The 25,757-nt window shown below is 62.6% G+C and carries 23 protein-coding genes; 9 read left to right on the top strand and 14 right to left on the bottom strand.

The features are described 5' to 3' along the window. Complete coding sequence (locus HU762_RS00745; RefSeq protein WP_186631547.1) at window positions 1-846, bottom strand: transporter substrate-binding domain-containing protein; 846 nt, start codon at window positions 844-846, stop codon at window positions 1-3. Window positions 847-1,087: 241 nt separating this feature from the next. Here HU762_RS00745 and HU762_RS00740 point away from each other — a divergent pair, with 241 nt between their 5' ends. Next, a complete protein-coding gene (locus HU762_RS00740) occupies window positions 1,088-1,990 on the top strand; it encodes a LysR substrate-binding domain-containing protein (protein ID WP_186631544.1) in 903 nt (300 codons plus the stop codon). 19 nt (window positions 1,991-2,009) lie between these two features. Here the strand turns inward: HU762_RS00740 and HU762_RS00735 are convergent, their stop codons facing one another. The 9 genes from HU762_RS00735 to HU762_RS00695 all read right to left on the bottom strand — a co-directional run bounded on the left by HU762_RS00735 (window position 2,010) and on the right by HU762_RS00695 (window position 10,279). Continuing rightward, window positions 2,010-2,363 carry a RidA family protein gene (locus tag HU762_RS00735; RefSeq protein WP_186631541.1) on the bottom strand — a complete coding sequence of 118 codons (354 nt, stop codon included), beginning with the start codon at window positions 2,361-2,363 and terminating at the stop codon, window positions 2,010-2,012. A gap of 9 nt (window positions 2,364-2,372) precedes the next feature. Next, window positions 2,373-3,551 carry an FAD-dependent oxidoreductase gene (locus HU762_RS00730; protein WP_186631539.1) on the bottom strand — a complete coding sequence of 393 codons (1,179 nt, stop codon included), beginning with the start codon at window positions 3,549-3,551 and terminating at the stop codon, window positions 2,373-2,375. Beyond that, window positions 3,544-4,920 (bottom strand): NAD(P)/FAD-dependent oxidoreductase, encoded by a 1,377-nt coding sequence (locus HU762_RS00725; protein WP_186631536.1) that lies wholly within the window; start codon window positions 4,918-4,920, stop codon window positions 3,544-3,546. The genes HU762_RS00730 and HU762_RS00725 overlap by 8 nt, the downstream gene beginning before the upstream one ends. Then, on the bottom strand, window positions 4,917-5,270 hold the full coding sequence (locus tag HU762_RS00720; RefSeq protein ID WP_186631533.1) for a (2Fe-2S)-binding protein: 354 nt from the start codon (window positions 5,268-5,270) through the stop codon (window positions 4,917-4,919). The genes HU762_RS00725 and HU762_RS00720 overlap by 4 nt, the downstream gene beginning before the upstream one ends. After that, window positions 5,260-6,402, bottom strand: coding sequence for an FAD-dependent oxidoreductase (locus HU762_RS00715; protein ID WP_186631530.1), 1,143 nt, complete (start codon window positions 6,400-6,402; stop codon window positions 5,260-5,262). The genes HU762_RS00720 and HU762_RS00715 overlap by 11 nt, the downstream gene beginning before the upstream one ends. Continuing rightward, entirely contained in the window at window positions 6,399-7,196 is a 798-nt protein-coding gene (locus HU762_RS00710; protein ID WP_186631527.1) for an ABC transporter permease, read from the bottom strand. Before HU762_RS00710 ends, HU762_RS00715 begins: the two co-directional genes overlap by 4 nt. Window positions 7,197-7,202: 6 nt before the next feature. Continuing rightward, window positions 7,203-8,075, bottom strand: coding sequence for an ABC transporter permease (locus tag HU762_RS00705; RefSeq protein WP_186631524.1), 873 nt, complete (start codon window positions 8,073-8,075; stop codon window positions 7,203-7,205). After that, complete coding sequence (locus tag HU762_RS00700; RefSeq protein WP_186631521.1) at window positions 8,062-9,135, bottom strand: ABC transporter ATP-binding protein; 1,074 nt, start codon at window positions 9,133-9,135, stop codon at window positions 8,062-8,064. Before HU762_RS00700 ends, HU762_RS00705 begins: the two co-directional genes overlap by 14 nt. Window positions 9,136-9,202: 67 nt before the next feature. Further along, the gene (locus HU762_RS00695) at window positions 9,203-10,279 is read right to left on the bottom strand and encodes an ABC transporter substrate-binding protein (protein ID WP_186631518.1); all 1,077 of its coding nucleotides are present in this window, start codon (window positions 10,277-10,279) and stop codon (window positions 9,203-9,205) included. Window positions 10,280-10,500: 221 nt separating this feature from the next. Between HU762_RS00695 and HU762_RS00690 the strand changes: the two genes are divergently transcribed. Beyond that, a complete protein-coding gene (locus HU762_RS00690; RefSeq protein ID WP_186631515.1) occupies window positions 10,501-11,388 on the top strand; it encodes a LysR substrate-binding domain-containing protein in 888 nt (295 codons plus the stop codon). Between the two features lie 44 nt (window positions 11,389-11,432). Here HU762_RS00690 and HU762_RS00685 read toward each other — a convergent pair whose 3' ends face one another. Further along, window positions 11,433-12,227 carry a GntR family transcriptional regulator gene (locus tag HU762_RS00685; protein ID WP_186631512.1) on the bottom strand — a complete coding sequence of 265 codons (795 nt, stop codon included), beginning with the start codon at window positions 12,225-12,227 and terminating at the stop codon, window positions 11,433-11,435. Between the two features lie 249 nt (window positions 12,228-12,476). On the opposite strand from HU762_RS00685, the gene HU762_RS00680 reads away from it, so the two are divergent. The 6 genes from HU762_RS00680 (at window position 12,477) to HU762_RS00655 (ending at window position 18,645) form a co-directional block, all read left to right on the top strand. Continuing rightward, the gene (locus HU762_RS00680) at window positions 12,477-13,490 is read left to right on the top strand and encodes an SIS domain-containing protein (protein WP_186631509.1); all 1,014 of its coding nucleotides are present in this window, start codon (window positions 12,477-12,479) and stop codon (window positions 13,488-13,490) included. 2 nt (window positions 13,491-13,492) lie between these two features. Then, window positions 13,493-14,347 (top strand): PfkB family carbohydrate kinase, encoded by an 855-nt coding sequence (locus HU762_RS00675; protein WP_186631506.1) that lies wholly within the window; start codon window positions 13,493-13,495, stop codon window positions 14,345-14,347. Between the two features lie 62 nt (window positions 14,348-14,409). Beyond that, on the top strand, window positions 14,410-15,180 hold the full coding sequence (locus tag HU762_RS00670; protein ID WP_186631503.1) for an ABC transporter substrate-binding protein: 771 nt from the start codon (window positions 14,410-14,412) through the stop codon (window positions 15,178-15,180). Window positions 15,181-15,204: 24 nt separating this feature from the next. Then, a complete protein-coding gene (locus HU762_RS00665; RefSeq protein WP_186631500.1) occupies window positions 15,205-15,894 on the top strand; it encodes an ABC transporter permease subunit in 690 nt (229 codons plus the stop codon). Continuing rightward, a complete protein-coding gene (gene hisM, locus HU762_RS00660; protein WP_186631497.1) occupies window positions 15,891-16,592 on the top strand; it encodes a histidine ABC transporter permease HisM in 702 nt (233 codons plus the stop codon). The genes HU762_RS00665 and hisM overlap by 4 nt, the downstream gene beginning before the upstream one ends. A 109-nt stretch (window positions 16,593-16,701) precedes the next feature. Next, window positions 16,702-18,645 carry a sigma-54-dependent Fis family transcriptional regulator gene (locus HU762_RS00655; RefSeq protein ID WP_186631494.1) on the top strand — a complete coding sequence of 648 codons (1,944 nt, stop codon included), beginning with the start codon at window positions 16,702-16,704 and terminating at the stop codon, window positions 18,643-18,645. 72 nt (window positions 18,646-18,717) lie between these two features. Here HU762_RS00655 and aldA read toward each other — a convergent pair whose 3' ends face one another. Together aldA and HU762_RS00645 are read right to left on the bottom strand one after the other, a co-directional pair. Further along, window positions 18,718-20,154: an aldehyde dehydrogenase gene (aldA, locus tag HU762_RS00650; protein ID WP_186631491.1), complete on the bottom strand. Its 1,437-nt coding sequence runs from the start codon at window positions 20,152-20,154 to the stop codon at window positions 18,718-18,720. A gap of 66 nt (window positions 20,155-20,220) precedes the next feature. Further along, complete coding sequence (locus HU762_RS00645) at window positions 20,221-22,398, bottom strand: PQQ-dependent dehydrogenase, methanol/ethanol family (protein WP_186631488.1); 2,178 nt, start codon at window positions 22,396-22,398, stop codon at window positions 20,221-20,223. A 319-nt stretch (window positions 22,399-22,717) separates the two neighbouring features. Between HU762_RS00645 and HU762_RS00640 the strand changes: the two genes are divergently transcribed. Then, a complete protein-coding gene (locus tag HU762_RS00640; RefSeq protein ID WP_186631485.1) occupies window positions 22,718-23,614 on the top strand; it encodes an alpha/beta hydrolase in 897 nt (298 codons plus the stop codon). A gap of 51 nt (window positions 23,615-23,665) precedes the next feature. Here HU762_RS00640 and HU762_RS00635 read toward each other — a convergent pair whose 3' ends face one another. After that, a complete protein-coding gene (locus HU762_RS00635) occupies window positions 23,666-25,669 on the bottom strand; it encodes a sigma 54-interacting transcriptional regulator (RefSeq protein ID WP_186631482.1) in 2,004 nt (667 codons plus the stop codon). Between the last annotated feature and the right edge of the window lie 88 nt (window positions 25,670-25,757).

Raw genomic sequence — 25,757 nt, 5'->3', positions numbered from 1 at the left:
TCAAAGGGCTTCGGCAGGCTTGGGCTGCTCGAAGACGCTTATGTAGTAGCCCTGGATACCCTGTGGCACGAACTGCTGGATCCAGCCACGGAACAGCTTCTCCTCGTGCATGCGCGCGATGGCGGCGCTGAGGTAATCGCGCCAGGCCTCGTCGTTCTTGCGCACGCCGATTGCGGCATCGGAGATCTGGAACGGCTCGTTGAGCAGCCGCGCGTCCTTGTCGTTGTCGGCCACCACCACGAGCGTCGCGGCATCGTGGGTGTAGGCATCGGCCCGGCCCTGGCGGAAGGTCTGCAGCGCATCGGCGGCGCTGTTCATGCGCAAGGTCTTGACCTCGGGCATATGGTCCTCGAACCACTTGACCTGCACCGAGCCCTTGAGGGTGGCCAGGGTCTTGCCCTTGAGGTCGGAGATCTTCCTGATCGGACTGTCCTTCTTCACCACCACGTCGCTGGCGCCCCACCGATACGGCGTGGTGAAGTCGATCACCCGCAGGCGTTCAGGGGTGACGCCGAGGGTCGCAATCAGGAAATCGACTTTGCGCCCAAGCAATTGCGGAACGCGGTTTTCCGCCGTGACACAGGTGAACGACACTTTGTCTTTCGAACCCAGCGACCACAATGCGATCTGCCGAGCCATCTCCACTTCGACGCCAGCGAACTGGCCGCCTCCGTCCTGGAAGCCGTAGGGTGGTTGATCGCAGCGCACGCCGGCACGCAGCTGGCCGGCCTCCTTGATCTCATCGGGAACCGCAGGCAGCTCGGCCGCGTGGACCTGGGCCAGACCACCCAGCGCCAGGCACGAAAACGTCAGCGCACTGCCAAGAATCTTGAATGAAAACGACATGATGCCTCCTGGTTTACATATCGGTATCGAACGGCGCAGAGGCTGGACGACACCATGAAATACAAGGGCAGAAATGAGATAAAGAGCGGCGTTTTTTTATGCTTATGACTGCCGTATGCTCGAACCGCATCGCCGTTCCCGCCTTGGCGTTCACGTCGATGTAATGAATTTATAAAGCCTGTAGCTCATGCAAACAAATGACAATTCATTAGTCATTCATACCGAATTGATATGGGACGCCATGAACTTCAAACAAGTCGAAGCCTTTCGCGCGGTCATGTTGAGTGGCTCGATGACCGCCGCAGCCGAGTCCCTGCATACCTCTCAGCCGAACATCAGCCGATTGATCGCCCAGCTGGAGCGCAACGCCGGTTTCAAGCTGTTCGAACGGGTCGCCGGACGCTTGCTGCCGACCGATGAGGGGGCCGCGCTGTTCGCCGATGTCGAACGAGCGTTCATCGGCCTGCACAGCCTTGAAAAGTCGGCACAGAACATCCGGCGCGCCGGCACGGGGCGCTTGCGCATCGCCGCAGTCCCTTCACTGTCGCTGACGGTGCTGCCGCGGGTGATCCAGCGCTTTCGCCAGGAGAACCCTGACGTCGCTATATCGCTGCATACCAACGACTCACCGATGGTCGGTCATTGGACGGCCTCGCAGTTCTGCGACTTGGGGCTGGCGTCGTACGTCGGCGAGGACATGCCAGGGGTGACGACCAAGGCAATTTGCGACGTGCCAGGGGTTTGCGTGTTTCCCAAGGGCCACCGACTCGGCGCGCTGACGTGCATCGGGCCGGAGGATCTCAAAGGTGAGGAGTTCATTTCGCTGTCGCAAAATGACGGCTCTCGCGCCCGGGTCGACCGGGCGTTTCCCGAGGACCGGAGCCACCGCAAGCTGAGCCTGGAAACACCTTATGCAGCCACCGCTTGCTCACTGGTGGGACTGGGCTTGGGCGTGAGTATCGTCAGCCCGATCGTGGCGCTGGAGTACCTGCACACCGGCATCGAAACCCGCCCGTTCCGCCCGCAGATACGCTTCTCGACCTACCTGCTGCTGCCGGCAGACAGGCCGCAGAGCCTGCTCACGCAACGGTTCGGGCTATTGATTCATGAAATGCTCACCGACGTCGCGAAAGACTGGCAGTGAGCAATGACGCCGCTGGCAATCAACTGGCGGCGATAACGGTGATCTCCACCAACAGGTCCGGGGCCGCGAGACGCGATTCCACGGTGGCGCGCGCCGGTGCATGACCTTCCGGGGCCCAGGCGTCCCACACCTCGTTCATACCGGCGAAATTGGCCTGGATGTCCGACAGCCAGACCTGGGCGCTGAGAATGCGGGTCTTGTCCAGGCCGGCCTGGGCCAGGTAGCTGTCGATTTTCGCTAATACCTGGGCGGTCTGGCCCTTGATGTCCTGGGTCCGGTCAGTGGCCGTCTGGCCGCCGAGAAAGGTCAGGCCATTGCATTGAACGACACGGCTCATGCGTTGATTGGTTTCAATCCGGGTGATATCCAGCATGTGAACTCCTTAGTGTTGCGACAGGGTTGAGGTGGGTTGGATAGCTGAAGCTGCCGCTTTTGCGGCAACGTCGAAACGATCGATGGCGAAGGGTTCCAGGGAGATGTCCGAGTGTTCGCCCAGGATCAGTTGGGCCAGGCGTTGGCCGGTGCCAGGGCCCATCTGAAAGCCGCTGCCACAAAAGCCGAATGAGTAACTGAGGTTGCTGGCCTTGCGACTGGCGCCGATCACCGGCAGGTCATCGGCGGTAAAGGCTTCGACACCGGCCCAGACGCGATTGACGCCCAGGTGTTGCAAATGCGGGAACAAGTCGGTGACAGTCCGTGCGCTGCTGCCCAAGCGCGCCATGTCGACCTCGCCATGGCGCGAAAGAAAATCCAGTGACCCGATCAGCTTGCCACCAATCACCACCGTGCCGTTGGCGAATTGCTTGAACGACAAGGCCCTCGTCGTGGCGCCCAGCACCGGGACACAGAACGGCGCGACCCGATGGGTGACCATCAACATCAGGCCTTCGGGATGCGCCGGAACCGGCTCGCCAACTTGTGCCGCCAGCTCGGCGGCCCAGGCGCCTGCCGTCACCACCAGGTGCCCGGCGCTAAAACAGCCATTTTCGGTGCGTACCTGCCATCGGGCGCCGGCCTGTTCGATCCGTTGCGCCGGGGTGTTCTCGTGGATCCGTACCCCGCGCTTCTGCGCAGCCAGGCGAAACGCGGTGACGGTCCTGTAAGGCACCGCGTAGCCATCGTCCTCGACCCAGATGCCGCCGGTCACATGCCTTGAAATGCTCGGCACTTTCTCGAACACCTGATGCTGATCGATCAACACTTCATGGGCGAAACCCAACGCCTGGAGGTGCTCGACCCGGTGCCGGCACTCGAGCAGCTCTGCCGCGTTTTCCGCCAATTTGAGCTGGCCGCTGGGGACAAAACCGCCGTCATCGCCCAAGGTGCTTTCAAGGTTGTGCCAAAGGTCTCGCGAGGCCAACGCCAATGGAATCTCCGCCGCGTGGCGTCCCAGGGTACGTACTCCGCCGGCGTTGACGCCCGAGGCGTGGCGACCGCAATACTGCGCTTCCAGCACGGTCACCTGGACGCCAGCCTGTGCGAGGAACAACGCCGTGCTCAGGCCATGGATCCCGCCGCCGATGATCAGCACGTCCGCCCCGCGTTCGCTTGCCTTACTCACCGGCCAGTTCCCCCAGGGTGATCGGCTTGATCGGCGGCCGAATCCGGTAGTACCCCACCTCGGCCGCCGAAACGCCGCGAGCCTTGGCGATCACTTCGGTCACGGTCAGGCCGCACATGCGCCCCTGGCAAGGCCCCATGCCGCAACGACCAAACGCCTTGGCCTGATTAGGACCCGCGCAACCCAGGGCGACGAAGGCGCGCAGTTCACCCGCCGTCACTTCCTCGCAGCGGCAGACCATCACCCCGTCGGCGGGAATCCGGTTGTGCTCCTTGGGCTGATACAGCGTGTCGAGAAAAGGCCGGATCCGCAAGTTGGCGTCCAGTTGCAGGCGCAAACCGCGCGCCTGTTCATCGCGGTCGGAGCCGCTGATCGCCTTGAGCTGCGCGGCAATCCCCAGCGCCGTCAGTTGCCCCTGCAACGCCGCCGCCTGCGCCCCGCCGATGCCAGCGCCGTCCCCGGCAACGTAGACCCCCGGCACATCCAATTCCCCCCATGGATCGCTGACCGGGGTGAAGCACAGCTGTTGCGAGTCCCATTCGTGGCGGGCGCGCAACGCCTGGCTGAACTGAATATTCGGCACCACGCCTTGATGCAGCAATACGCAGCGCGTGGCGACGCGGTGCGTCTTGCCGGACACACTGAATGTCAGGGCTTGCGCCGCCTCGTCGCCTTCAATCGCCAAGTGTTCGGCGCCGCTGTAGTGAGGGATGTTGGCGGCACGCAGGCTGCGCATCAGGTCCAATCCTTTGCGCAGGTAAGGCCAGGCTCGCAGGGCCGAGAACAGGTGACGACGGGCGCGCCAGTAATCTTCGGCGCGCGTGGTGTCGACCAAGGCCTTGATCGTCACACCGGCGCGCAGGTACTGCCAGCCGAGCAGGTACAACAGCGGACCACAGCCGGCCAATACCACCGGTTCGCTCGGTGCCAGGCCCGAACTTTTCAAGAGGATCTGCGCCGCACCGGCGCTCATCACACCGGGCAAGGTCCAACCGGGAATCGGAAACGGCCGCTCCATGGCGCCGGTTGCCAACAGCACGACTTTGGCGTCCAACGTATACAGGCGCCCTTCACGCAGATAACTGACCTGGCGATCCCGCGTCACCTGCCACACCGATGCGGCTTTTTCATAACGCACGCTCGAAGCGGCCAAGGCCTGGACCCATTCGTTGCCCTGCGCATAATCGGCTCCCAACAGGTCCCGGCGCGACAAAGGCGCCAGGCTGATGCCACGGTAGATCTGCCCACCCGGACTCCCCTGCTCATCCAACAGCACCACGTGCAAACCCAGCTCGGCCATCCGGCTCGCCGCCGCCATGCCGGCAGGTCCGGCGCCAATCACCACCACATCAACGGTTTCATGATTCATGACGGTTGCTCCACGGCCTGGATATCCATTGGCTGATAGGCCAGGTCCCGCGCGCCCTCCTGGGAGCGCACGCGCATGCCCTCGGCCACTTCCACCAAACAACTTTGGCGGTTGGGCACGCCGTCGATGTCCACCAGGCATTCGAAGCACACGCCCATCATGCAATACGGCGCCCGGGGCGACTCACTCACCGGCGTGGCGCGAAATCGGCTGATGCCGCTCATCAGCAAGGCGGCGGCAACGCTGGTACCGGCCGGTACGCTCAGCGATTGGTCGTTGAAGGTCAGGCTCACTGTCCGCGTCGGCCTGCCTTCGCTGACAATCGGTTGAAAGAGCGGATCAGTGCGCATGTGAAAACACCTTGTCAGTTAGAAAACGATCGCCGCTGAACACCGCCAGCTCCGCCGGCCGGGCCCCACCCATGATCCACGGCGCGATACGCAGGGCGTGAGCGGCGGCCAGGGTGACGCCGCTGTGGCAGGTGACGACGAACGCCCCCGGATGCACGCTCGACTGCTGGTAGACGGGGAACCCGTCCGGGCTCATCACTCGCAAGGCCCCCCAGGCCCGGACCAGCCGAACGTCGCGCAACAAGGGGAAGGTCGAGACACCGCGCCGGGCAATAGCGGCCAGCACCTCGGTGGAGGTGCTGTCGTCGAAGCCCACCTCCTCCATGGAGTCGCCCAGCTGTACGGTGCCCTCATCGGTCTGGCGCACGTTAAGCGTCGGGTATGGCAGGAACGGCCGGACCCGCTCGCTGATCAGCACCTGCCCGCGATTGGGCGCCACCGGTGCGTGCAGGCCCACCTGCGGCCCCAACGTCGCGTTGCCCAACCCGGCCGCGAGGACAATCCTGGGCGCGACGAAGCTGCGGCGGCCGGCCCTCACACGAAACTCACCGGGGGCATAATCAATGCGCTCGACCTGCACGCCACCCTGCAATCGGGCGCCCTTGGCCTGCGCCGAGGCATGCAGGGCGCGAAGCAATTTCAACGGATTGACGTGGCCGTCCTGGGGCGTATAGCTGGCGCCGATCACCGCAGGACCGATCAACGGCAGGCGCGCTTTTACCTCGGCGGCGTCGAGCATTTCGAAGGGATATTCACCCAACGCATCCTGCAAGGTCTGCAGGCGCGACTGGCGCTCCAACAGTTCTTCGTCGTTGAAGCACATATGGAAGCCGCCTGGTTGCTTGAGCTGGACATCGATGCCGCTGTCGGCCAGCAACGCTTGGGCAAACGCCGGCCAGCGCGTGGCCGAGGAGCGCGTCCAGCGTGAATAATCCGTCAGGTCATGGCCTTTGCCCTGGACCCAGACCAGGCCAAAATTGCCCCGTGACGCACGGAATGCATCATCGCCCTGATCGAGCACCTGAACTTCGGCACCCTCGCGCGCCAAGCCGTAGGCCACCGCCATTCCCACCAGTCCGCCGCCGACGACGATCACGTCCGACTGCACAACGTCGTGCCTGTCCTGGCTCATTTGCTTTCTCCGATCAATACCCGATCCAGCCCGACCATGCGATCGAGCACCAGCATCAACAACAACGTGCCGATGATCAGGACCGTGGAAACCGCCGTGATCAGAGGGTCGATGGTCTGGGAGATCTGGTTGTACATGGCCACCGGCAAGGTGGTGGTGCCCGGTGTGGCGACGAATACCGTCATGGTCAACTCATCGAAGCTCTGGATGAACGCCAACATCCAGCCACCGATCACCCCCGTACGGATACGCGGCAACACCACTCGATAAAAAGCGGTCCAGCGCCGCGCCCCGAGCGACAACGCCGCCTGTTCGATGTCGCGCTCAAGACCGATGGTCGAAGCCAGCGTCAGCCGCAAGGCATAGGGCAACACCACGATGACATGGGTGATGCTCAGCGCCCAGAACGAGCCGCCAATCTGCGCCATCGAGAAAAACCGCAGGAACGCAATGCCCAGCACCACGGACGGAATCATCAATGGCGAGAGCAGGAAGCCGGTCAGTGTGCTGCGTCCGGCAAACTCGTAGCGACTGATTGCCAACGCCGCGGGGACTGCCAGCAGCGTCGCAGCGGTGGCCGACACCAGGCCCAGCTTGAGTGACAGGAAGAAGGCATCGAGCATTTCCTGGTTTTCAAGCAGCGCCCGGAACCAGCGCAACGACAAGCCGTCGGTGGGCAACGACAGGTAGCCCTTGTCGGTAAAGGCGATTGCCATCACTACCACCAGCGGAGCGACGATGAAGGTGATGAACAACAGATGGAACAGCAGTGAGAAAAATCCGTTCTTGTGCATGGCCGGTTACTCGAAGACTTGCTTGAAGCGGCGCTCGGCCAACTTGCTGCAACCCAGGATGATGATCAGGTTGGCAACCAGCAGGAGCATTGCGATGGCGGCGCCGAGGGGCCAGTTGAGGGTGCCGAGGAATTCGTCATAGGCCGCGGTCGCCACGACCTTCAGGCGCCGCCCGCCGATGATCGCCGGCGTGGCGAAGGCGGACGCCGCCAGGGCGAAGACAATGATCGAACCGGAAAGAATGCCGGGCATGATCTGCGGCAGGATGATCCGGCGAAACACCGTCAGGCGCGATGCGCCCAGGGACAATCCGGCCCACTCCACTTGCAGGTCCAGGCGCTGCAAGGTGGCCCACACGGCAATCACCATGAACGGCACCAGCACATGGGTCAGCGCGATGATCACACCGAGTTGGGTGAAGAGCATTTTCACCGGTTGGTCGGTAATCCCCAGCGCCTGCAAGGCATCGTTGATCAAACCGTTGTTGCCCAGCAGGATCGCCCAGCCGAGCGTTCGCACCACCACCGAAATCAACAGCGGCCCGAGCACCACCAGCAGGAACAACGAGCGCCAGCGCGGCGCCATGCGCGCAATGATGATGGTCTCCGGTACGCCGAGCAGCACGCACAACACGGTGACGGCCAGCGCCAGGCCGCCCGTGCGCAGGAAGATGTCGTGGAAGTAACCGTCCTTGAATACCTCGAGGTAGTTGCCGAGGCTGTAGGTCGGCAACACCCCCTCGGTGTCGCTGAACAGGTTGAGCGACAACACCGCCGTCAGGAGCAAAGGCACCAGCAGCAACGCGACGAATACCAGCAACGCCGGGCCGCTGAGCAACCAGGGAGCGGCACCGACATGTTCGGCATCATACCTGGCCATGGGCAACCTCCCGGTCCAACAGGCGCAGATCGTCGTCGGACCAATCCAGGCCAACTTCATGGCCTTCGTCAGGCGGCGGAGTGCCGAGGTTCGGCTGGGTCATGTGGACCATGCCCAAGTGGGTTTCCACCGCGATCAGCCAAAGATTGCCAAGGAACACGCGCAAGCGGATACGCCCGTTCAGACGCCCGTGGCCGGCCTGCGCCAGGCGAATCTTCTCCGGGCGGATGTAGACATTGACTTCATTGCCCAGCGTCCGGTCTTCATGGGGCACATGCAACAGCGTGTCCTTGACCTGCACGTGGCAACACCGCTCGTTACGGGTTTGCACGGCACCGGCGAAGGCGTTGGTCTTGCCCAGGAACGCCGAGGCGAAGGGTGAATGGGGGCGCTCGTATGCTTCATACGGGGTGTCGATCTGCACGATCCGACCCTTTTGCATCACCGCGATGCGGTCGCTCATGGTCATGGCTTCGACCTGGTCGTGAGTCACCAGGATGGTGGTGATACCCAGGTCGCGCTGGATCGCCCGCAGTTCGATGTGCATCTCTTCGCGCAGCTTGGCGTCGAGGTTGGACATCGGTTCGTCGAGCAACAGCAGGTTCGGGCGGATGGCCAGGGCGCGGGCAATTGCCACCCGCTGGCGTTGCCCTCCGGAGAGTGCCTTGGGGTAACGCTCGCCCAGGCCGTCAAGGCGCACCAGCGTCAGCGCCTCGTCCACGCGCTGGCTGCGTTCGGCCTTGGCTACGCCGCGCATTTCCAGGCCGAAACTGATGTTCTGCGCAACAGTCATGTGCGGAAACAATGCGTAGCTTTGGAAAACGATGCCCAGCCCCCGTTGCTCGGGCCGCACGTGGGTAATGTCGCGCCCGTCGAGGACGATCCGCCCTTGCGTGGGCTGAACGAAGCCGGCAATGGATTGCAGCGTGGTGGTCTTGCCGCACCCGGAGGGTCCGAGCAAAGCGATGAACTCACCGTGCCGGACCTCCAGGTCCAAGCCGTCGATGGCTTTGAAACTGCCGTACGTCTTGACGATGCCTTCGAGCGTGAGAAATGCCATTGGCGTGCCACGCAGGCCGGGCCTGCGCCTCCAGAATGGTTACGAGAAGGATTCGAGCCAGTGGCTGCTAGCGTTCGACCGTGCGATTCCAGCGTGTCGTCCATTCGCTGCGCTGTTGGTTGATCGTGTCCCAATCGACCTGGATCAGCGCATTGACCTTCTCCGGCCCATAAGGCATCCGTGCGGCAATCTCCGGCTCAAGGGTGACGGTCTGGTTGACCGGCGCGAAGCCATTTTCCCGGGCCTGGATTTCTTGCACCTGGGGAGACAGGACGTACTGGATGAATTGCTGCGACAGCTCGGGCTGGGCGTTTGGCGTGATGCCGCAGGCGGCGACCTGCAAGGCGATACCGCCCTCTTTCGGGTAGATGAACTTGAGCGGAAAACCGGTGCCCTGCAACGCCACCGCACGGCCACTGCCATACACCGCCATGACCACGTCGCCGTTCTGCATCATGCCGTCCATTTCACCCGGCGCCGACACCCAGGCCAGGACGTTGGGGCCGATCTCGTCCTTCAGGGCCTTGAAGCCAGGGTCGATGTTCTTCTCGCCGCCGCCGCGCAACCGGGCCATCTGCACCAATGTGTGCAAGCCATAGGTGTTGGTCACCGGCGGCATGCCCAGCAACTGTTTGTAGCGCGGATTGGTCAGGTCTTCCCAGGAGTCCGGCGGGGTCCAGCCACGCTGCTTGAACGCCTCCTCGTTGTAGCCAATGCCTGTGGCGACCACCCCGATCCCAGTCGCCTCGGGGCTGATTCGCGCCAACGGATACAGGTCTTTGTAGATCGGCGCGTCGCTGAGCTTTGCGCAGAGCCCCATTTGCAGCGCCTGGTACATCGGCCCGTCGTCCATCATCGCCACGTTGATCTGCTGGCGTCCTTTCTGGGCCTGCAATTTGGCCAGGGTTTCGGTGGAGTTGCCGGCGACGTAGACCACCTTGACGTTGTGCTGCTTTTCGAACGCGGGGATGACCTTGGTCTTGTACATCTGCTCGGTGGAGCCGCCTACACCGGCGACATAAAGCGTCGGTTCGGCGAAAGCGGCGCCGCTGCCCAACCCGGCGAGGGCCAAGGTGACAGCGGCGGCGAGGCGGCTCAGAGGGCGAAACGGCGATGTGGCTGAAGGCGAGTTATGGCTATTCACAGACTATCTCCGAAGTGCGTGGGGCAGATCGAACAATGCGTCAGTCGCTTCGGCGTCAATCGAAGCCATGCAGCACGCTGCATGTTCGGCGAATCCATCACGCCGATGGCGCATCTTCATGTGCGCTATGGGTTGCTGGTCTGGAGTATTGGATGCACCATCCATAGGGTCAAATCAGAATATGCGGGCGAGTTATTCATATTTGATATGGGGAGGCAGGTGTGAATCTCAGGCAAATCGAAGCATTCCGCAGCGTCATGCGACTGGGCTCGATGACCGCGGCGGCCGAGGTGTTGTATACCTCGCAGCCCAACGTCAGCCGGTTGATCGCCCAGTTGGAACTGAGCACCGGGTTGACGCTGTTCAAGCGCGCGGGCGTACGGCTGATCCCAACGCAGGAAGGCCAGGCGTTCTTTCATGAAGTGGAACGTGCCTATGTCGGCCTCGACAGCCTCAAGCATTCGGCGAAGAACATTCGCAACCTGGGCACCGGGCGCTTGCGCGTGGCGGCCGTACCATCGACTGGCCTGAGCTTGCTTCCGGCGGTCATCAAGCACTTCACCAGCACTCGGCCGGAACTCACGGTGTCACTGCACGTGAACTCTTCGCCGACGGTGGAGCAATGGGTGAAATCGCAGTTCTGCGACATCGGCATCGTGGTCCATCCCGGCGACGTCAACAGCCAGCACGTCGAGTTGCTCGCCGAGCGAGCAGCCGTGTGCGTGTTGCCTGGCGCGCATCCGCTGGCTGAACGAGCGCAGATCACCTTCGAAGATCTCGAAGGGCAACCCTTTGTTTCGCTCTGCCACGGCGACGGAACGCGCGCACAGGTGGACGGGTTATTCGAACAGGCCGGCGTCGAGCGGGTGATGGCGGTCGAAGCGCAATACAGCGCGATCAACTGTGAAATGGTAGCGCTCGGCATGGGCATCACCCTCGCCCATCCGCTGGTTGCCAAGGACTATCTGCATCGGCAAATCGTGATCAGACCATTCATCCCGGATATCCTTTTTCCGACCTACGTAATCTGGCCCGCCGCACAAACCAGGACACGCCTGGCCGAGGAATTCGTCGATACGTTGAAGGCCTATTACCGGGATGGTGATTGATGCGGCTGCCACCCGGATATGGCGAATCTGGGACATCGCCGCTGCTATCGTTCCACCAGCAAGTCGCTATTGACCCGACTGTCGGCCAACTTGAACACCACCCGCTGGGGATGGTTGACCGACACCAGGTACTCCACTGGCCGCCCCTGGCGATCGAATATCACGCCCCGATAGACCAGCGCAGCCGTCCCGGGCTCGACGTCGAGCAAGCGCGCCTCCTGATCGTTCATCGTGGCGATGCTCAGCGTGCCCTCGTCGCTTTCGATTTCGATCTGGTAGCGCGATAGCAGCAACGCATACAGCGACGCCCCCTCAATCAGGTCGCCCGCCACCAGTTCCGGCACACGGGCGGCCGGGATGTAGCTGGTCTCGATGCAGAATGGCTTTTGATCCACGGTGCGCAGACGCCTGATGGTCAGCAACGGGTCGCCTTCCTGGATCTTCAGCAGTTTCGCCACGCGCGCGCTGGCCTGGGTTTGCTCGAAGTAGAGCAATTTACTCCCGGGCCGCGCCCCCGCCTGCTCGACGACTTCGGCGATGCCTTTGCGCGCGACGGTATTGAGTGGTCGCTCGACACCGGGCGCGGTCACGAAGGTGCCACGGTTGCCCCGCCGCTCCAGGACCCCACGGTCGATCAGCGTCTGCAAGGCCTTTCGCAGCGTCATCCGGCTGATGCCCAAGTGCTCGGCCAGGTCCCGTTCCGCCGGGATCCGCTCAGTCGGCCCGAACTCCGGGCGCTCGAGCATTTCCAGCAGTGCCTGGACGGCCTGCCAGGCCACCTGCTTGCGTTCGGGCGCCAGATGCGCCACATCGGAGGACTTCGGAGGGGCTACTTTCATGGTCTACATCCTGGATTATTTTTTCAGCCACGGCATTGCAACGACACCCAGCGGAAAACCGTCGCAAACCCGCCAACCTTAAGATGCCAGCGAAATAACGGCCCTGAGCAGGCGTTCAGCACCGCTCCGCGCGCTCATTAGACCATGGAGGAAAAGCCTTGTAATGGTATTTTTCGTGGTATAGCTTTTGGTCTAAATGGTGACCATGAACAGCACATGATTCACCGTAACAAAGCCCCAGGAGCTCACATGGCGATCCAGTTCAACCAGGAAGCCTTCATCTCTTCCTTGCAGCAATCCGTGCAAATCGTCGACGACGCCCAGCAGTTCGGCCAAGAGCTGGCCACGCGAATCGACCGCATCTACTTCGTCAGTTGCGGCGCCCCCAACCGCATCATGCTCGGCTTGCAGTACTGGCTTGAGCGCTACAGCCAGACACTGGAAGTGCGGCGTTATTTTCCGGCCGACTTCATCGACATCAATCCGCCGCGCTTGGATGAACGCACCTTGGTGGTCCTTGCCTCCAAATCCGGCACGACCCAGGAAACCATCGCCGCCGCCCGTTTCCTGCAGGACAAGCCCTGCCTCACCGTAGGCGTGACGCAAACCGCCGAGCTGCCGCTGGCCCAGGCGGTCCAACATTGCTTCCTGCTGGGGCGTACCGATGAGGCGTATTTCGGTTGTTTCATGATCCTCCAGGCGCTGGTCGGCGGGATCCTCGCCAAGCGCGAAGGCTGGCCGTTGCTGGACAAGCTCACTCGCTCGCTCAAGGCACTGCCGCGAGCCCTTGCCGAGGCCGCCGTCAATAACGACCGGCGCGCCACCGAGGAAGCACGCCTGTATAAAGATGATCGCGTGATGTATTTCCTCGCCTCGGGCCCGATGTTCACCACGGCCTATGTATTTGGCGTTTGCGTGGTGATGGAAAGCCAGTGGCTGCACTGCCTGCCGGTGGAGGCCGCCGAGTTTTTCCATGGCCCGTTCGAAGCCATCGACGCGACTACGCCGCTGCTCCTGTTGGTGGGTGAAGACCCCAGCCGGGCGCAGATGGAACGCGTGGTGCGGTTCTGCCAGCGCTACACCGAACGGGTCATGGTCTATGACGCCAAGGACTTCCCGATGGAGGGCATCGATCCCGAGATCCGCGCGATTGTCGCGCCCTACATCGTCGGCATCGCCGTGGAACGCATCGCCGCTCATCTCGCGGTCTGGCACGAGCAGCCGCTGTCGACGCGCCGCTACATGTGGAAAACGGAGTACTGAGCATGGCCAGCCTGATCGCGGTCGGCGACAACACCATGGACGTGTACTTGGACCGGAACATCGAATACCCCGGTGGCAATGCACTCAACGTGTCGGTAATGGCCGCCCGGCTGGGTGTTCGCAGTGCCTACCTGGGCCGGGTTGGCGATGACCGGCAAGGCCAGTACCTGCTCGACTGCCTGCAACAGGAAGGCGTCGATGCGTCCCGTTGCCGGATGCTGGCGGGAAACAATGGCTGGGCGTGTGTCGACAGTATCGATGGCGAGCGGGTGTTTCTCGGCAGCGACCCTGGCGTGTGTCGCCAACTGCGGCTCGATGCCGACGACCTGGCCTATATCGGGACGTTTGGGCTGGCCCACAGCAGCCTCTACAGCGGCCTGCAAGATCAATTGGCCCAGGTTCGCCAGGCCAGTGGTTGCCTGTCCTTCGACTTCTCGGACAACTGGGTCGAGTTCGACTGGCAGGCGCTGATCCAGCACGTTGATATCGCTTTTTTCTCGGCGGCCGAGCACTCCTCAAAACAAGCCGTCGAGTTGGCGAACTCACTGCGGGCCATGGGCCCGGCGGTAGTGGTCATCACGCGGGGGGCTCAAGGCGCCATCGCGGTCGACGCCCGGGGGACGTACGAACAACCTGCGCTGCCCTGCACGTTCGTCGACAGCATGGGCGCCGGCGACGGTTTTATCGCCGCGTTCCTGCTGGCCTGGCAGGCACGCCAGTGCCTCGCCGACTGCCTGTCAGAGGGTGTCGGTTACGCCGGACAGGTGTGTGGCTGGAACGGCGGCTTTGGCCATGGTCAAGCCGTCGACGCCGAGCGCGTCCAACAACTCAAACGCGCCTTGAACCTTCAAGGCTGAACCCTGCTGCCGCGGGCCAATGCCCGGGACGGCTCCACCCACCTGTCGTGGATACCCTGTCGATGAAAAGATGTCTGATCGGTTTGATGCTCCTGGCCAGTCCATTGATGACCTGGGCCGCCAGCGAAGAGCTACGTTTCGGGGTCGATCCCACCTACCCGCCGTTCGAGTCCAAGCGACCGGACGGCACGCTGACCGGATTCGATATCGAGTTGGGCGAAAGCCTCTGCGTCGAGTTGAAACGGCGTTGCGTGTGGGTGGAAAACGCCTTCGACGGCATGGTTTCGGCCCTCAAGGGCAAGAAGTTCGACGGGATACTCTCGGCCCTGTCGATCACCGAAGAACGCAAAGCTGAAATTGCCTTTTCCAACACCCTCTATGACACCCCGGCACGCCTGGTCGCCCCTGAAGGCAGCCCGTTGCAGCCGACAGCCGAATCCCTGCGTGGCAAGCGCATCGGCGTGCAGCAGGGCAGTGTGTTCGAAGTCTATGCCAAGCGGATGTGGGGCGCCAAGGGCGTGGAAGTTGTGCCTTATCAGAGCAGTGACTTGACCTACTCGGACTTGATCAACGGTCGGCTGGATGCGGCATTCGACGACGCCATCGCGGTGGCCGAAGGCTTGTTGAAGAAGCCCATGGGCAAGGGTTTCGGTTATGCCGGCGAGGTGGTCAAGTCACCGGAGATCTTCGGCCCGGGCACCGGGATCGGCATGCGCAAAAGCGACACCGCCCTGGCCGGCGAAATCAACCAGGCGCTCGAACGGATCCACCAGAACGGCACCTATGAACGCATCGCCAGGAAGTACTTCGACTTCGATATCTCACCGAAGTGAACCACTCGAGTGGAGCCTGACAGCATGTTTCTCGAGGGATACGGCTATCTGATTTTCCAGGGCGCGTGGCTGACCGTGCAGGTGGCCACGTGGGCTGCCTGTGTCGCCTTGGTCCTGGGCCTGCTCGGCGCCTTGGCGAAACTCTCGCCACTGGCACCTTTACGACTGGTGGCCACGGTCTATACCACGCTGGTGCGCAGCGTTCCTGACTTGGTGCTGATGCTGCTGATCTATTACAGCGCGCAGATCGGACTCAACCAGATGGCGGAAGCGTTTGGCGGCGAATCGTTCCAGTTGAACCCTTATGGCACCGCGATCGGCACGTTGGGGTTCATCTACGGAGCCTACTGCGCCGAAACCTTCCGCGGCGCCTTCCAGGCGATTCCGTTCGGCCAACTCGAAGCAGCCCGCGCCTATGGCATGAGCCATTGGCAAGTGCTGCGGCGTATCCGCCTGCCGCAGATGATGCGGTTCGCATTGCCCGGCATTGGCAATATCTGGCAAGTGCTGTTGAAAAGTGCCGGCCTGATATCACTGCTGGGCCTCAACGACATGGTTCAGGTGGCCAAACAGGCGGGCAATGCGACGTCGAGACAGATGTTTTTCTATCTGGTGGTTGCGGTGATATTTTTCGCCTTCGCGATCCTTTCCAACCTGGTGCTCAAACATCTGGAACGACGCTACAGCCTTGAGCCGCAGCGGAGAGTGTCATGATCGAGATTCTGAAAGAGTTCGGACCGAGCTTCCTCTGGTCGGACGGTTATCGCTGGAGCGGCCTGGCCGTCACGCTCTGGCTGTTGGTGACGTCCGCCGTTATCGGCTTGCTCGTGGCCATACCGTTGGCGCTGATTCGCACCTACGGCAACCGCTGGCTGGCCCTGGCGATCCAGCTGTACACCTTGGTGTTTCGCGGCACCCCGCTGTTCGTGCAATTGCTGATCATCTACAGCGGCCTGGCGAGCCTGAGCCTCATCAGGGAATCACCGAGCCTGTGGTGGTTCTTTCGTGACGGCATGCATTGCGTGATCCTGGCCCTGGCCTTGAACACCTGCGCCTATACCATCGAAATCCTCGCCGGCGTGCTACGCACGACACCACGCGGCGAGATCGAAGCCGCCCTTGCGCTGGGCATGACCCGCCGCCAACTGTTCATTCTGGTGCTGATACCGAGCATGCTGCGCCGGGCACTCCCGGCCTATAGCAACGAAGTGATCTTTGTCCTGCATGCCACGGCCATCGCCTTTACCGCGACGGTTCCCGACATCCTTAAAATCGCCGCGGATGTCAACGCGGCCACCTTCAAGACCTTCCAGGCCTATGGCATCGCCGCCCTGCTTTACATGCTGCTGGCGTGTGCGCTGGTGGCGGTGTTCCGATTGGCAGAGCGGCGGTTGTTGGCGTATCAGCGTTAAGCGGGTAAAACCTGGGAGGCTGAAAATTCACGCTTCAGCGTCTATGGTAGATAGCTAATAACAAGATCCCAGTGAAGCCTCTTGGGCTTCACCGCTGATGGAGCCTTTCATGACCCTGCATGACACGCAGACGATCCCCAGCGAACTCGCGGCGTTCGTCAACGACCATTTTTCCGGGCGCGGCCTCAGGCCCGATGGGGTCATTGCACAGTCCTGGTACCGCAGCGTCGTGCAGCACCGGCTGGATCCGGGCGCGGCGAGCCGCAAGAATATCCTTGGCGCCGAGGACATCCGTCGTCACCAGGAACAGCATCAGCAATATCTTTCCATTGCCAGCCAGGGCGTGAACGGCCTGGCCCGGCGCGTGGTGCCCGCCGGTTTTGCCGTGCTGCTGAGCGATGAGCACGGCATCACCCTGGATTCCCGGCTGCCCAGCCAGCACGATGCCTACACCCGATCCGGGCTGGTGGTGGGCGCGCGGTGGGACGAGTCGGAGGTCGGCACCAACGGCATCGGCACGACCCTGGCGGCGGCGCAACCGCTGATCATTCACCGGGAAGAGCACTTCCTGGCGTCCAACTTCCGCCTGAGCTGCTCGGTGGCGCCGATCTTCGACGCGCAAGGCTTGTTGCGCGGTTGCCTGAATGCGACCTGCATGAACAACGAGGGTCCTCGGGAAAGCCAGTACCTCACGTTGCAACTGGTGATCATGTACGCCCGCCTGATCGAGAACGCACACTTTCGCCAGAGCTACCGCGACCGCCTGACCCTGTCCCTCAAACCCATCGATGAAATCGCCGACCTGGCCAACGAGCAACTGCTCGCTTTGGATGAAAGCGGTCGCATCATCGGGGCCAACCGTGCCGCGTTTGTCGCCTTGGATCTGGCCGACAATCCCAGATTGCTCGGCGCTCGCATCGACAGCCTGCTCCCAACCACGGTGGACGAACTGCTCCAGCTGACCAAGGGTGGCGCCCAGGGGGTGCGCTTGCGTGGCCTGCGTGATGAGGCCTTGCTGGACGTCGGCCTGCGTATCCCCTCCGAACAGCACCGCCCGCTGCCCGTCGCCCGCCCCGCCCTCCAGGCTCACCCGGATCTGCAGCAACTCGCAGGTAGCGATGCCAGGCTGCAACAGAACGTGCGGCGCGTGCGCAAGGTGATCGACAAGGGCATTGCGATCCTGATCACCGGCGAGACCGGCACCGGCAAGGAGGCCTTTGCCCGTGCCATTCACCATGCCAGCAGTCGTCGCGCCGGACCTTTCGTTGCGCTGAACTGCGCGGCTATCCCGGAGACGTTGATCGAGAGCGAACTGTTCGGCTATCGCGCCGGCAGCTTCACCGGCGCCAACCGAAAGGGCATGAAAGGCAAGCTGGAACTGGCAAACGGCGGCACCCTCTTTCTCGATGAGATCGGCGACATGCCCGCCCACCTGCAAACCCGCTTGCTACGCGTGCTGGCAGAACGAGAAATTTCGCCACTGGGGGCCGAGGCGCCGGTGATGCTGGACGTCCAAGTGATCTCGGCCACCCATCAGGATCTGCACAGCATGATCGGCGAGAAGCGCTTTCGCGAAGACTTGTTTTATCGCCTCGCCGGCATGAACCTCGCGCTGCCGGCGTTGCGCGAGCGCAGTGACCGAGCCGAGCTGATCGACACGCTGCTCGCAGCCCAGACCGACGCCCGCGGGTTGCGGCTGGACGCCGATGCCCGCCGATGCCTGTTCGATTACCCATGGCCCGGCAACATTCGCCAGCTGCTCAACAGCCTGCGCTACGCGGTGGCCCTGGCCGAAGGCGGCGTGATCGATCTGGACTGCCTGCCCTGCGAATTGCTGACACCGCAGGGGCTGCCACTGGCTACCGGCGTTAAGCCGCAGGCCGGCAATCTGGAAGAACAACTGGGCGGCGAAGAGTCCCGCCACTTGCTGGGCACTCTGCGCCGGCATCGCTGGAACATCAGCGCCGCCGCGACGGACCTGGGCATCTCGCGCTCGACGCTGTATCGCAAGATGAAAAAGCACGGCGTCGTCGCGCCCAACGACCAGCCCTGATACCACGTCCGCACCAATAAAAATGCCGGCGCCCTCACGGGTGCCGGCATTTCTCTGCGCACGGACCAGCGATCAGATCTGAATGTAGACCACGTGGGTGTGGGTGTATTCATACAAGCCGTGCTTGCCGTCCGCGCCGCCAATGCCGGATTTGCGCGTCCCCGCATGGAAGCCCTGCATCGCTTCGAAGTTCTCGCGATTGATGTAGGTTTCGCCAAAATCCAGTTCATGACTGGCGCGCATGGCCGCGCTCAGGCTGCGGGTGTAGATCGATGAAGTCAGGCCGTATTCGCTGTCGTTGGCCAGGGCGATGGCTTCGTCCAGGTCTTCGACGATCTGGATCGGCAACACCGGGCCAAAGATCTCCTGGCGCATGATCGCCATGTCGCTGCCACAGCCGGCCAGAACGGTTGGCTGGTAATGGAAACCCTGGCCCTTGTCGGCCACGGCGCCGCCAGTCACCACTTCGGCGCCCTGCCCCGTGGCGCTCTTGACCATCTGCGCGACCTTGTCCAGCGCGGCCTGATTGATCAGCGGCCCCATGTCCAGATCGTCTTCGGCCAGCGGGTCGCCGTACCGGGTAGCGGCCATCGACGCGGCAATCTGCTCGATGAACTGATCGGCGACCTTGCGTTCGACGTACACCCGCTCGGCGCAGTTGCAGACTTGCCCGGTGTTGATCACCCGTGACGCGGTGACGGCCTTGACCGCCAGCTCCAGGTCGGCGTCCGCGAGCACGATAGCCGGCGCCTTGCCCCCCAGTTCCAGGTTGAGCTTGGTGATGTTCGGCGCCGCCGCGGCCATGATCCGCGAGCCAGTGCCGACGCTGCCGGTAAAGCTGATCAGATCAATGCCGGCATGGCTGGTCAGCTGATGCCCCACTGTCGCCCCCGTGCCGCTGACCACGTTGAACACCCCGGCCGGCAGGTCGGTCTCGGCCACCAGGCGGGCGAACTCGAAGCAATTGATCGGGGTTTCTTCACTGGGCTTGATCACGATGGTGTTGCCGGTCACCAAGGCTGGCGCCATTTTGCGAGCGATCAGGAAGAACGGGAAGTTCCACGGCAAGATGCCGGCCACCACACCCAGGGGTTTGCGCAGCAGGAAGATGCTTTCGCCGACGCGGTCGCTGGTCAGCACCTCACCTTCGAGACGCCGTGCCCATTCGGCCATGTAATCCAGGTAATCGGCGGTGAAGTTGACCTCCACCCGCGCCAGCCCCAGCACCTTGCCTTGCTCGGCGGTAATGATGTGGGCGAGTCGTTCGGCGTTGTCGCGCACTTTGCTGGCGATCTTGCGCAGGTAGCCGGCGCGTTCGATGGCCGGTCGGGCCGCCCAGCTTCTCTGCGCCTTGCGCGCCGCGGCGATAGCCGCTTCAACGTGCTCGCCAATGGCTTCGGGCACCCGCGCCAACAGTCGGTCGTTGGCCGGGTTGCGCACTTCGATGCTGGGGTCGCCGGGAACGAAGGCGTTGGCGATGAAGTTCTGGTAATCGATGATTTCGGTCATGTGCTTGCTCTCGCGGACAGTGTCGAAAACGATGCAGAGGCGCCCCGCCCCTGCATCACCGGGCGTTCATTTGGCGGTGAAGGTTTTCCAGACGCCGCCTTCCTGCTGCAGGTCGTGGGCGCGCTTGATCAGGTATTGATGGATCTGCTCCACCTGTGCCGGCGTGAAGGCGTCGGCAAAGGACGGCATGCCGTCGGGCACTCGGCCACCGAAGAGAATGCCGAGGAACATCTGGTGTTTTTCCGGCGTCAGCTTGCGCAGGTCCGGCAGCACGCCGCCGCTGACCGCATGGATGCCGTGGCACTGCGAGCAATAGCCGTCATAAAGTTTGCCGCCGGCGTCCACCGCGGCGGTGTCACCGGTCAATGGCGGCGGTTTCGGGGTGTCGGCAAGCGGTGCCGGCTCGTTGAGCTTGGCGGTGCCGCCCAGTTTGTAGGTCAACACCTGGGAAAACGGCCGGACCCCGGCGCGCAAGGACAAGGCACCCGCGAACGTCGAGAAGGCACCGCCCCAACCGGCCATGAAGGTGACGTATTGCTCACCATCCACGCTGTAGGTAATCGGCGCAGCCATGACACCACTGGCCGCTGGCTGCTCCCAGAGTTTCTTGCCGGTATCGGCGGCATAGGCGATTACCCGGCCATCGGCGCTGCCCTCGAACACCAGGTTGCCGGCGGTGCTCAAGGTGCCGCCGTTGAAGATCGTCACGTAGGGCACTTCCCAGGCCGGTTGCTGCTTGACCGGGTCCCAGGCGATGAGTTTGCCCGACCAGCCCTTGGCCATTTCCAGCAACCCATCGGCGTCCTCGGGCATCATCCCGGTGCGCAGGCCCAGTTGGTACATGCTCTTGAACGGGTTGCGCTTGGGCGCCTCGGGGATGTGTTCGTAATAGGCGGACATGATGTGCGCCGGGATGTACACCAGGCCGGTGTTCGGGTTGTAGGACATCGGCTGCCAGTCGTGGGCGCCCCAGAACGCGGGCGTGACCAACTTGCGCTTGCCGTCCTTCCAGTACGCGGCGTTCTCGTCATCGACGATGGGCCGCCCGGTCTTCATGTCCATGCCCTTGGTCCAGCTTTGCGGAACGATGCCCTTGGCCGACAGCAGCTCACCCGTGGCGCGGTCGATCACGTAGAAAAACCCGTTTTTCGGCGCCTGCATCAGCACCTTGCGCGGCTTTCCATCGATCGGCAGGTCCGCCAGGATCATGTGCTGGGTGGCGGTGTAGTCCCAGGCGTCTCCGGGCGTGGTCTGGTAGTGCCAGGCGTACTCGCCCGTGTCGGCATTGACCGCGACAATCGAGGACAGGAACAGGTTGTCGCCCTTGGCCTGGCTGCGCCATTTCGGGTCCCACAACGAGCCATTGCCCACGCCGATGTACAGCAGGTTCAAATCCGGATCGAACGCGAAGGAGTCCCAGGCCGTGCCGCCACCGCCTTGAGCAACGTAGGCATCGCCGTGCCAAGTCTTGGCGGCGATGGCCATGGCCTTGTCTTCCGGCGGCAGCTTGGGGTCACCCGGCACCGTGAAGAAACGCCAGGCCTGCTTGCCGGTTTCGGCGTCGTAGGCGGTGACATAACCGCGTACGCCGAACTCGGCACCACCGTTGCCGATCACCACCTTGCCGTTGACCACGCGAGGGGCACCGGTGATGGTGTAGCTGCGCGTGTGATCGGCCCGGGTGTCCACCGACCAGGCGCGCTGGCCGGTCTTCGCATCGATGGCCTCCAGGCGACCATCGAGCACACCCACGTAGACCTTGCCCTTCCACACCGCGACGCCACGGTTGACCGCATCGCAGCACGCCTCGCCGGCGCGGTTGCGGTCGGACTTGGGGTCGTACTTCCAGATCAGCTTGCCGTCGCGTGCGTCCAGGGCGTAGACCACGGAGAACGGGCCGGTGGTGTACATCACGCCGTCGACCACGATAGGCGTGGCTTCGACGCCCCGATCCAGGTCCAGCTTGTAGCTCCAGGCGAGCCCCAGCTGGCCGACGTTCTGGTCGCTGATTTTCTTCAATGGGCTGTAGCGCTGCTCGTCGTAGGTGCGGCCGGTGCTCATCCAGTTACCGGGCTCCTGATCGGCGGCGATGATGCGCTTGCCGTCGACATTCGCTGGCATATCCTGGGCCCAGCCCGGCGCGGCATTGAGAGTCAGCGCCAGCACGACAAATAGCGTCTTGAGCGGAACACGAAGGGGCGCGCTCCGAGAAGCAGTAGGCACGGCGAGGCCAATCTGTGTCATGGGGGAACTCCTGATTCTTATTAGTAGCGAAGCCATTGCGCTGCGCAGCAGAAGAGGAGCAACCCCCATGCCACCGTTTTAAAAATCGTTGCAGGTCCCGTTTTACGGGGCTTTCAAGCCAGGTTACGGGTTGCATCGGCATGCGACAGTTGTCGCATTTGCCGCGACAGCTGTGCCACGCCTGCCACACCCCCGCGCGGTTGCTCCGACGTCAGCGCGGTTGCACACGATCCGTGAAGAAAGCGCTCACACGCTGCGCCCTGGCAGGAAGGATCGTTCGCTCTAAAATAGGCGCAACAATCAGAAGGAGCGCCACGCGATGTTTGCCTCATTTGAATCGGGCCGATGCCAAGTCAACGGTATAACCGTCAACTACCGCAAAGGTGGAAGCGGCCATGGCTTGCTACTGCTTCACGGGCACCCGCAGACTCACGTCATGTGGCACAAGGTCGCCGAGCCCCTGGCGAAGTATTTCACCGTGGTCGCGGCGGATCTTCGCGGCTACGGCGATAGCGACAAACCGGCAAGCGACGCCGAGCACCTCACCTACTCCAAGCGGCAGATGGCCCTGGACGGGTTGGGTCTCATGCGCGAACTGGGATTCGTAAAGTTCGACGTAATGGCTCACGACAGAGGTGCTCGGGTGGCCTTTCGCATGGCGATGGACCATCCAGACGCAGTGAAGCGGTTGATCACCCTGGATATCGCTCCAACGCTGGCGATGTATGAACAGACCAACGAAGCTTTCGCCCGGGCCTATTGGCACTGGTTTTTCTTGATTCGCCCCGCGCCCTTCCCCGAGACGCTCATCGAGGCTGATCCAGAGCTGTATCTGCGCAGCGTCATGGGCGCTCGCAGCGCTGGCATGGCGCCTTTTACCGACTCAGCGTTCGCTGAATATCTGCGATGCCTGGCACTTCCTGGCGCCGCCCATGGTGTGTGTGAAGATTACCGAGCCAGTGCCAGTATCGATTTGGAGCATGACAAGAGCGATCTGCAAGCCGGGAAGAAACTTTCAACGCCATTGCTTGCGTTATGGGGGGCTGACGGCGCCGTGGGCCATTGCTTCGATCCGCTCGGCGAATGGCAAAAAGTGGCCACTGACGTGCGAGGAAAAGCGTTGCAGTCAGGGCATTACATTGCAGAGCAGGTGCCGGAGCGGTTAGTTGACGAGGCGCTTGAATTCCTGCTCCCGTCGGTCCCCGGCGTCAGGTAAGTTCACGCGGTCAAACGGGTTGCGCGAGGAATCGAGCAATCTGGATGACGTTCAGTCTGACTTTGAACGGAACGCATCAACCTTCAATCCGAATCGACTCATTTTGTTGTACAGCCCGCCACGTGACACATTCAACCGCTGAGCCGCCAGGCGGATGTTCCCGCGGCTGTCCTTCAGAGCGGCGATGATTGCGTTCATTTCATGGGTGCCGAGGTCCGCAGCCGCCCGAGGCTCAGGGACGCTGCCCCACGCCGTCGATGGCCGCCCTCGCTGCCTGATCTCCAGCGTAAGATCGCCCGGCAGGATCAGTTCGCCCATCGCCAGGTTGGTCGCCCGCTCAATGACATTTTCCAGCTCACGGACATTGCCCGGCCAGTGATAGCTGCTGAGCATGTCCAGCGCTTCCGAAGAGAGGTCCTGCATCGACTTGCGTAGCGACCGGGCACAACGGGCGAGAAAATGCCGCGCCAGCAACGGCACATCGTCGCGGCGCATCCGCAGTGGCGGCACCGTCAGGTTCAGTACGTTGAGGCGGTAGTAAAGGTCCTCGCGAAAAGCACCCTCGGCCACCGCTTGGCTGAGGTTGCGGTGGGTGGCGGCGATGATGCGCACGTTGACCCGCAGCGATTTTTTCGCCCCCACCCGTGTCACCTCGCCTTCCTGCAGGACACGCAGCAAGCTGACCTGCGCATCAAAAGACATGTCGCCGATTTCGTCGAGAAAGATCGTCCCGCCATCGGCCAATTCGAATTTGCCCGCCGACCCACCGCGAGCCGATCCGGTGAACGCACCTTCGACATGACCGAACAGTTCGCTCTGCACCAGGTCACGGGGAATAGCGCCGCAGTTCACCGCCACGAAAGGACCGCCACAACGGTCGCTGGCATTATGGATGGCCTGGGCGAACAGCTCCTTGCCCGTGCCGCTCTCGCCGAGGATCAGCGTGGTCGAATCACTGCGGCTGGCAATCCGCGCCAGGTGCATCGCATCTTGAATTGCCCGGGAACGGCCGAGGATGGTTTCAAAGGTGTAGCTGGCCTGGGTGCCGATGATCCGTCGGGTGATTTCCCGAATGCGTCGATTCTCGCGCAACGAAACGATCCGCCCGCCTTGCTCCAGCGGGCAGACCGATACCAGGCAGGCCAGATGGCTGCGGTCATGCAGTTCAATGGTGCAATCCAAGTCTCGCACCGTCTCCCCGCTTGCGAGCAGGACTGCATCGGTCAATTCACTCTTGCCCAGGCTCTCGAACGGGCTGCCGAGCAAGTCATGGCCCACGCGAAACAGCTGTCGGGCGTAATGATTGAGCGCCTTGATGCGGCCTTGCTCATCCAAAACCACCAGGCCCTCGTTGAGTACCTCGAGGACTGTTTGTTGTTCTTCCAGCAAGGCTTGCAGCGCCATTTGCCTGGAGACCGCCTCGGCCGCGGCCTGGACGGTGCCCAGCGTATGGAAATGAAACCAGCCTGGCTCCGCCGTCAACGTCAACATACCCAGCGTCCGGCCCTGGGCATCGCGGATGGGCGCAGCGGCGCAATGCATGCGGCGCTGACGCAGGCCAAGCCCGAAGTTTTCCTCGGCCAGCACGTAGACCAAACGGTCTTCGAGGATCGCCAGCCCGGTGCAATTGGTGCCCTGCACTGATTCCAACAGTCGGCTGCCTATGGGAGTGAGGTCCAGGCCACAGAAGTACAACGTGGTGCCTTCGGCATCGGTCAGGTTGATATGCCCCCTGGGGTTGTAGGCAAGCAAACCACGCATGACTTGCGCCGCCGCGGCGATCAGCAGCCGGTTGGCGGCCAGTGTCGCGGTCAGGGCGGCGGGCGCGACAAAACGATACTCGCCGTCTTCCGGATCCAGGCCGGCACCGACGCTGCGCAACCAGGACTCCCAAATCACTCGCCTGATCCCGCCGGGCCGATGAATCTCACCCGCCAGGCACGCGCGCCAGGCCTCATCCAGCGCAGTGCTTGGCCCCTCGTTCAAGGACGCTGGGCCAAGCGCGGTGAGGTAATCGCGGTCTTCGGCGGTCAATGCTGCGGGCTGATCGTTCATTGTCCGGCTCCATGTCCATAATTTCGACATGTCAGTATAGACATGTCATGCAAATGAACATCGACTCAAGCGCGATCACCGTAAATTA

Origin of the sequence: Pseudomonas sp. SWRI92 (assembly GCF_014268685.1) — a bacterium.
Lineage (GTDB): Bacteria > Pseudomonadota > Gammaproteobacteria > Pseudomonadales > Pseudomonadaceae > Aquipseudomonas > Aquipseudomonas marvdashtae.
Note: the sequence above shows the minus strand (reverse complement) of the source record. Positions and strands in the feature narration are given on the sequence as shown.

Excerpts from the sequence above, each read along its gene's own strand:
- hisM (WP_186631497.1), top strand. The coding sequence starts at position 15,891 with ATGATCGAGATTCTGAAAGAGTTCGGACCGAGCTTCCTCTGGTCGGAC.
- HU762_RS00680 (WP_186631509.1), top strand. The coding sequence starts at position 12,477 with ATGGCGATCCAGTTCAACCAGGAAGCCTTCATCTCTTCCTTGCAGCAA.
- HU762_RS00655 (WP_186631494.1), top strand. The coding sequence starts at position 16,702 with ATGACCCTGCATGACACGCAGACGATCCCCAGCGAACTCGCGGCGTTC.
- HU762_RS00740 (WP_186631544.1), top strand. The coding sequence starts at position 1,088 with ATGAACTTCAAACAAGTCGAAGCCTTTCGCGCGGTCATGTTGAGTGGC.
- HU762_RS00645 (WP_186631488.1), bottom strand. The coding sequence starts at position 22,398 with ATGACACAGATTGGCCTCGCCGTGCCTACTGCTTCTCGGAGCGCGCCC.
- HU762_RS00710 (WP_186631527.1), bottom strand. The coding sequence starts at position 7,196 with ATGCACAAGAACGGATTTTTCTCACTGCTGTTCCATCTGTTGTTCATC.
- HU762_RS00685 (WP_186631512.1), bottom strand. The coding sequence starts at position 12,227 with ATGAAAGTAGCCCCTCCGAAGTCCTCCGATGTGGCGCATCTGGCGCCC.
- HU762_RS00700 (WP_186631521.1), bottom strand. The coding sequence starts at position 9,135 with ATGGCATTTCTCACGCTCGAAGGCATCGTCAAGACGTACGGCAGTTTC.
- HU762_RS00665 (WP_186631500.1), top strand. The coding sequence starts at position 15,205 with ATGTTTCTCGAGGGATACGGCTATCTGATTTTCCAGGGCGCGTGGCTG.
- HU762_RS00675 (WP_186631506.1), top strand. The coding sequence starts at position 13,493 with ATGGCCAGCCTGATCGCGGTCGGCGACAACACCATGGACGTGTACTTG.
- HU762_RS00735 (WP_186631541.1), bottom strand. The coding sequence starts at position 2,363 with ATGCTGGATATCACCCGGATTGAAACCAATCAACGCATGAGCCGTGTC.
- HU762_RS00670 (WP_186631503.1), top strand. The coding sequence starts at position 14,410 with ATGAAAAGATGTCTGATCGGTTTGATGCTCCTGGCCAGTCCATTGATG.
- HU762_RS00715 (WP_186631530.1), bottom strand. The coding sequence starts at position 6,402 with ATGAGCCAGGACAGGCACGACGTTGTGCAGTCGGACGTGATCGTCGTC.
- HU762_RS00725 (WP_186631536.1), bottom strand. The coding sequence starts at position 4,920 with ATGAATCATGAAACCGTTGATGTGGTGGTGATTGGCGCCGGACCTGCC.
- aldA (WP_186631491.1), bottom strand. The coding sequence starts at position 20,154 with ATGACCGAAATCATCGATTACCAGAACTTCATCGCCAACGCCTTCGTT.
- HU762_RS00705 (WP_186631524.1), bottom strand. The coding sequence starts at position 8,075 with ATGGCCAGGTATGATGCCGAACATGTCGGTGCCGCTCCCTGGTTGCTC.
- HU762_RS00745 (WP_186631547.1), bottom strand. The coding sequence starts at position 846 with ATGTCGTTTTCATTCAAGATTCTTGGCAGTGCGCTGACGTTTTCGTGC.
- HU762_RS00635 (WP_186631482.1), bottom strand. The coding sequence starts at position 25,669 with ATGAACGATCAGCCCGCAGCATTGACCGCCGAAGACCGCGATTACCTC.
- HU762_RS00720 (WP_186631533.1), bottom strand. The coding sequence starts at position 5,270 with ATGCGCACTGATCCGCTCTTTCAACCGATTGTCAGCGAAGGCAGGCCG.
- HU762_RS00640 (WP_186631485.1), top strand. The coding sequence starts at position 22,718 with ATGTTTGCCTCATTTGAATCGGGCCGATGCCAAGTCAACGGTATAACC.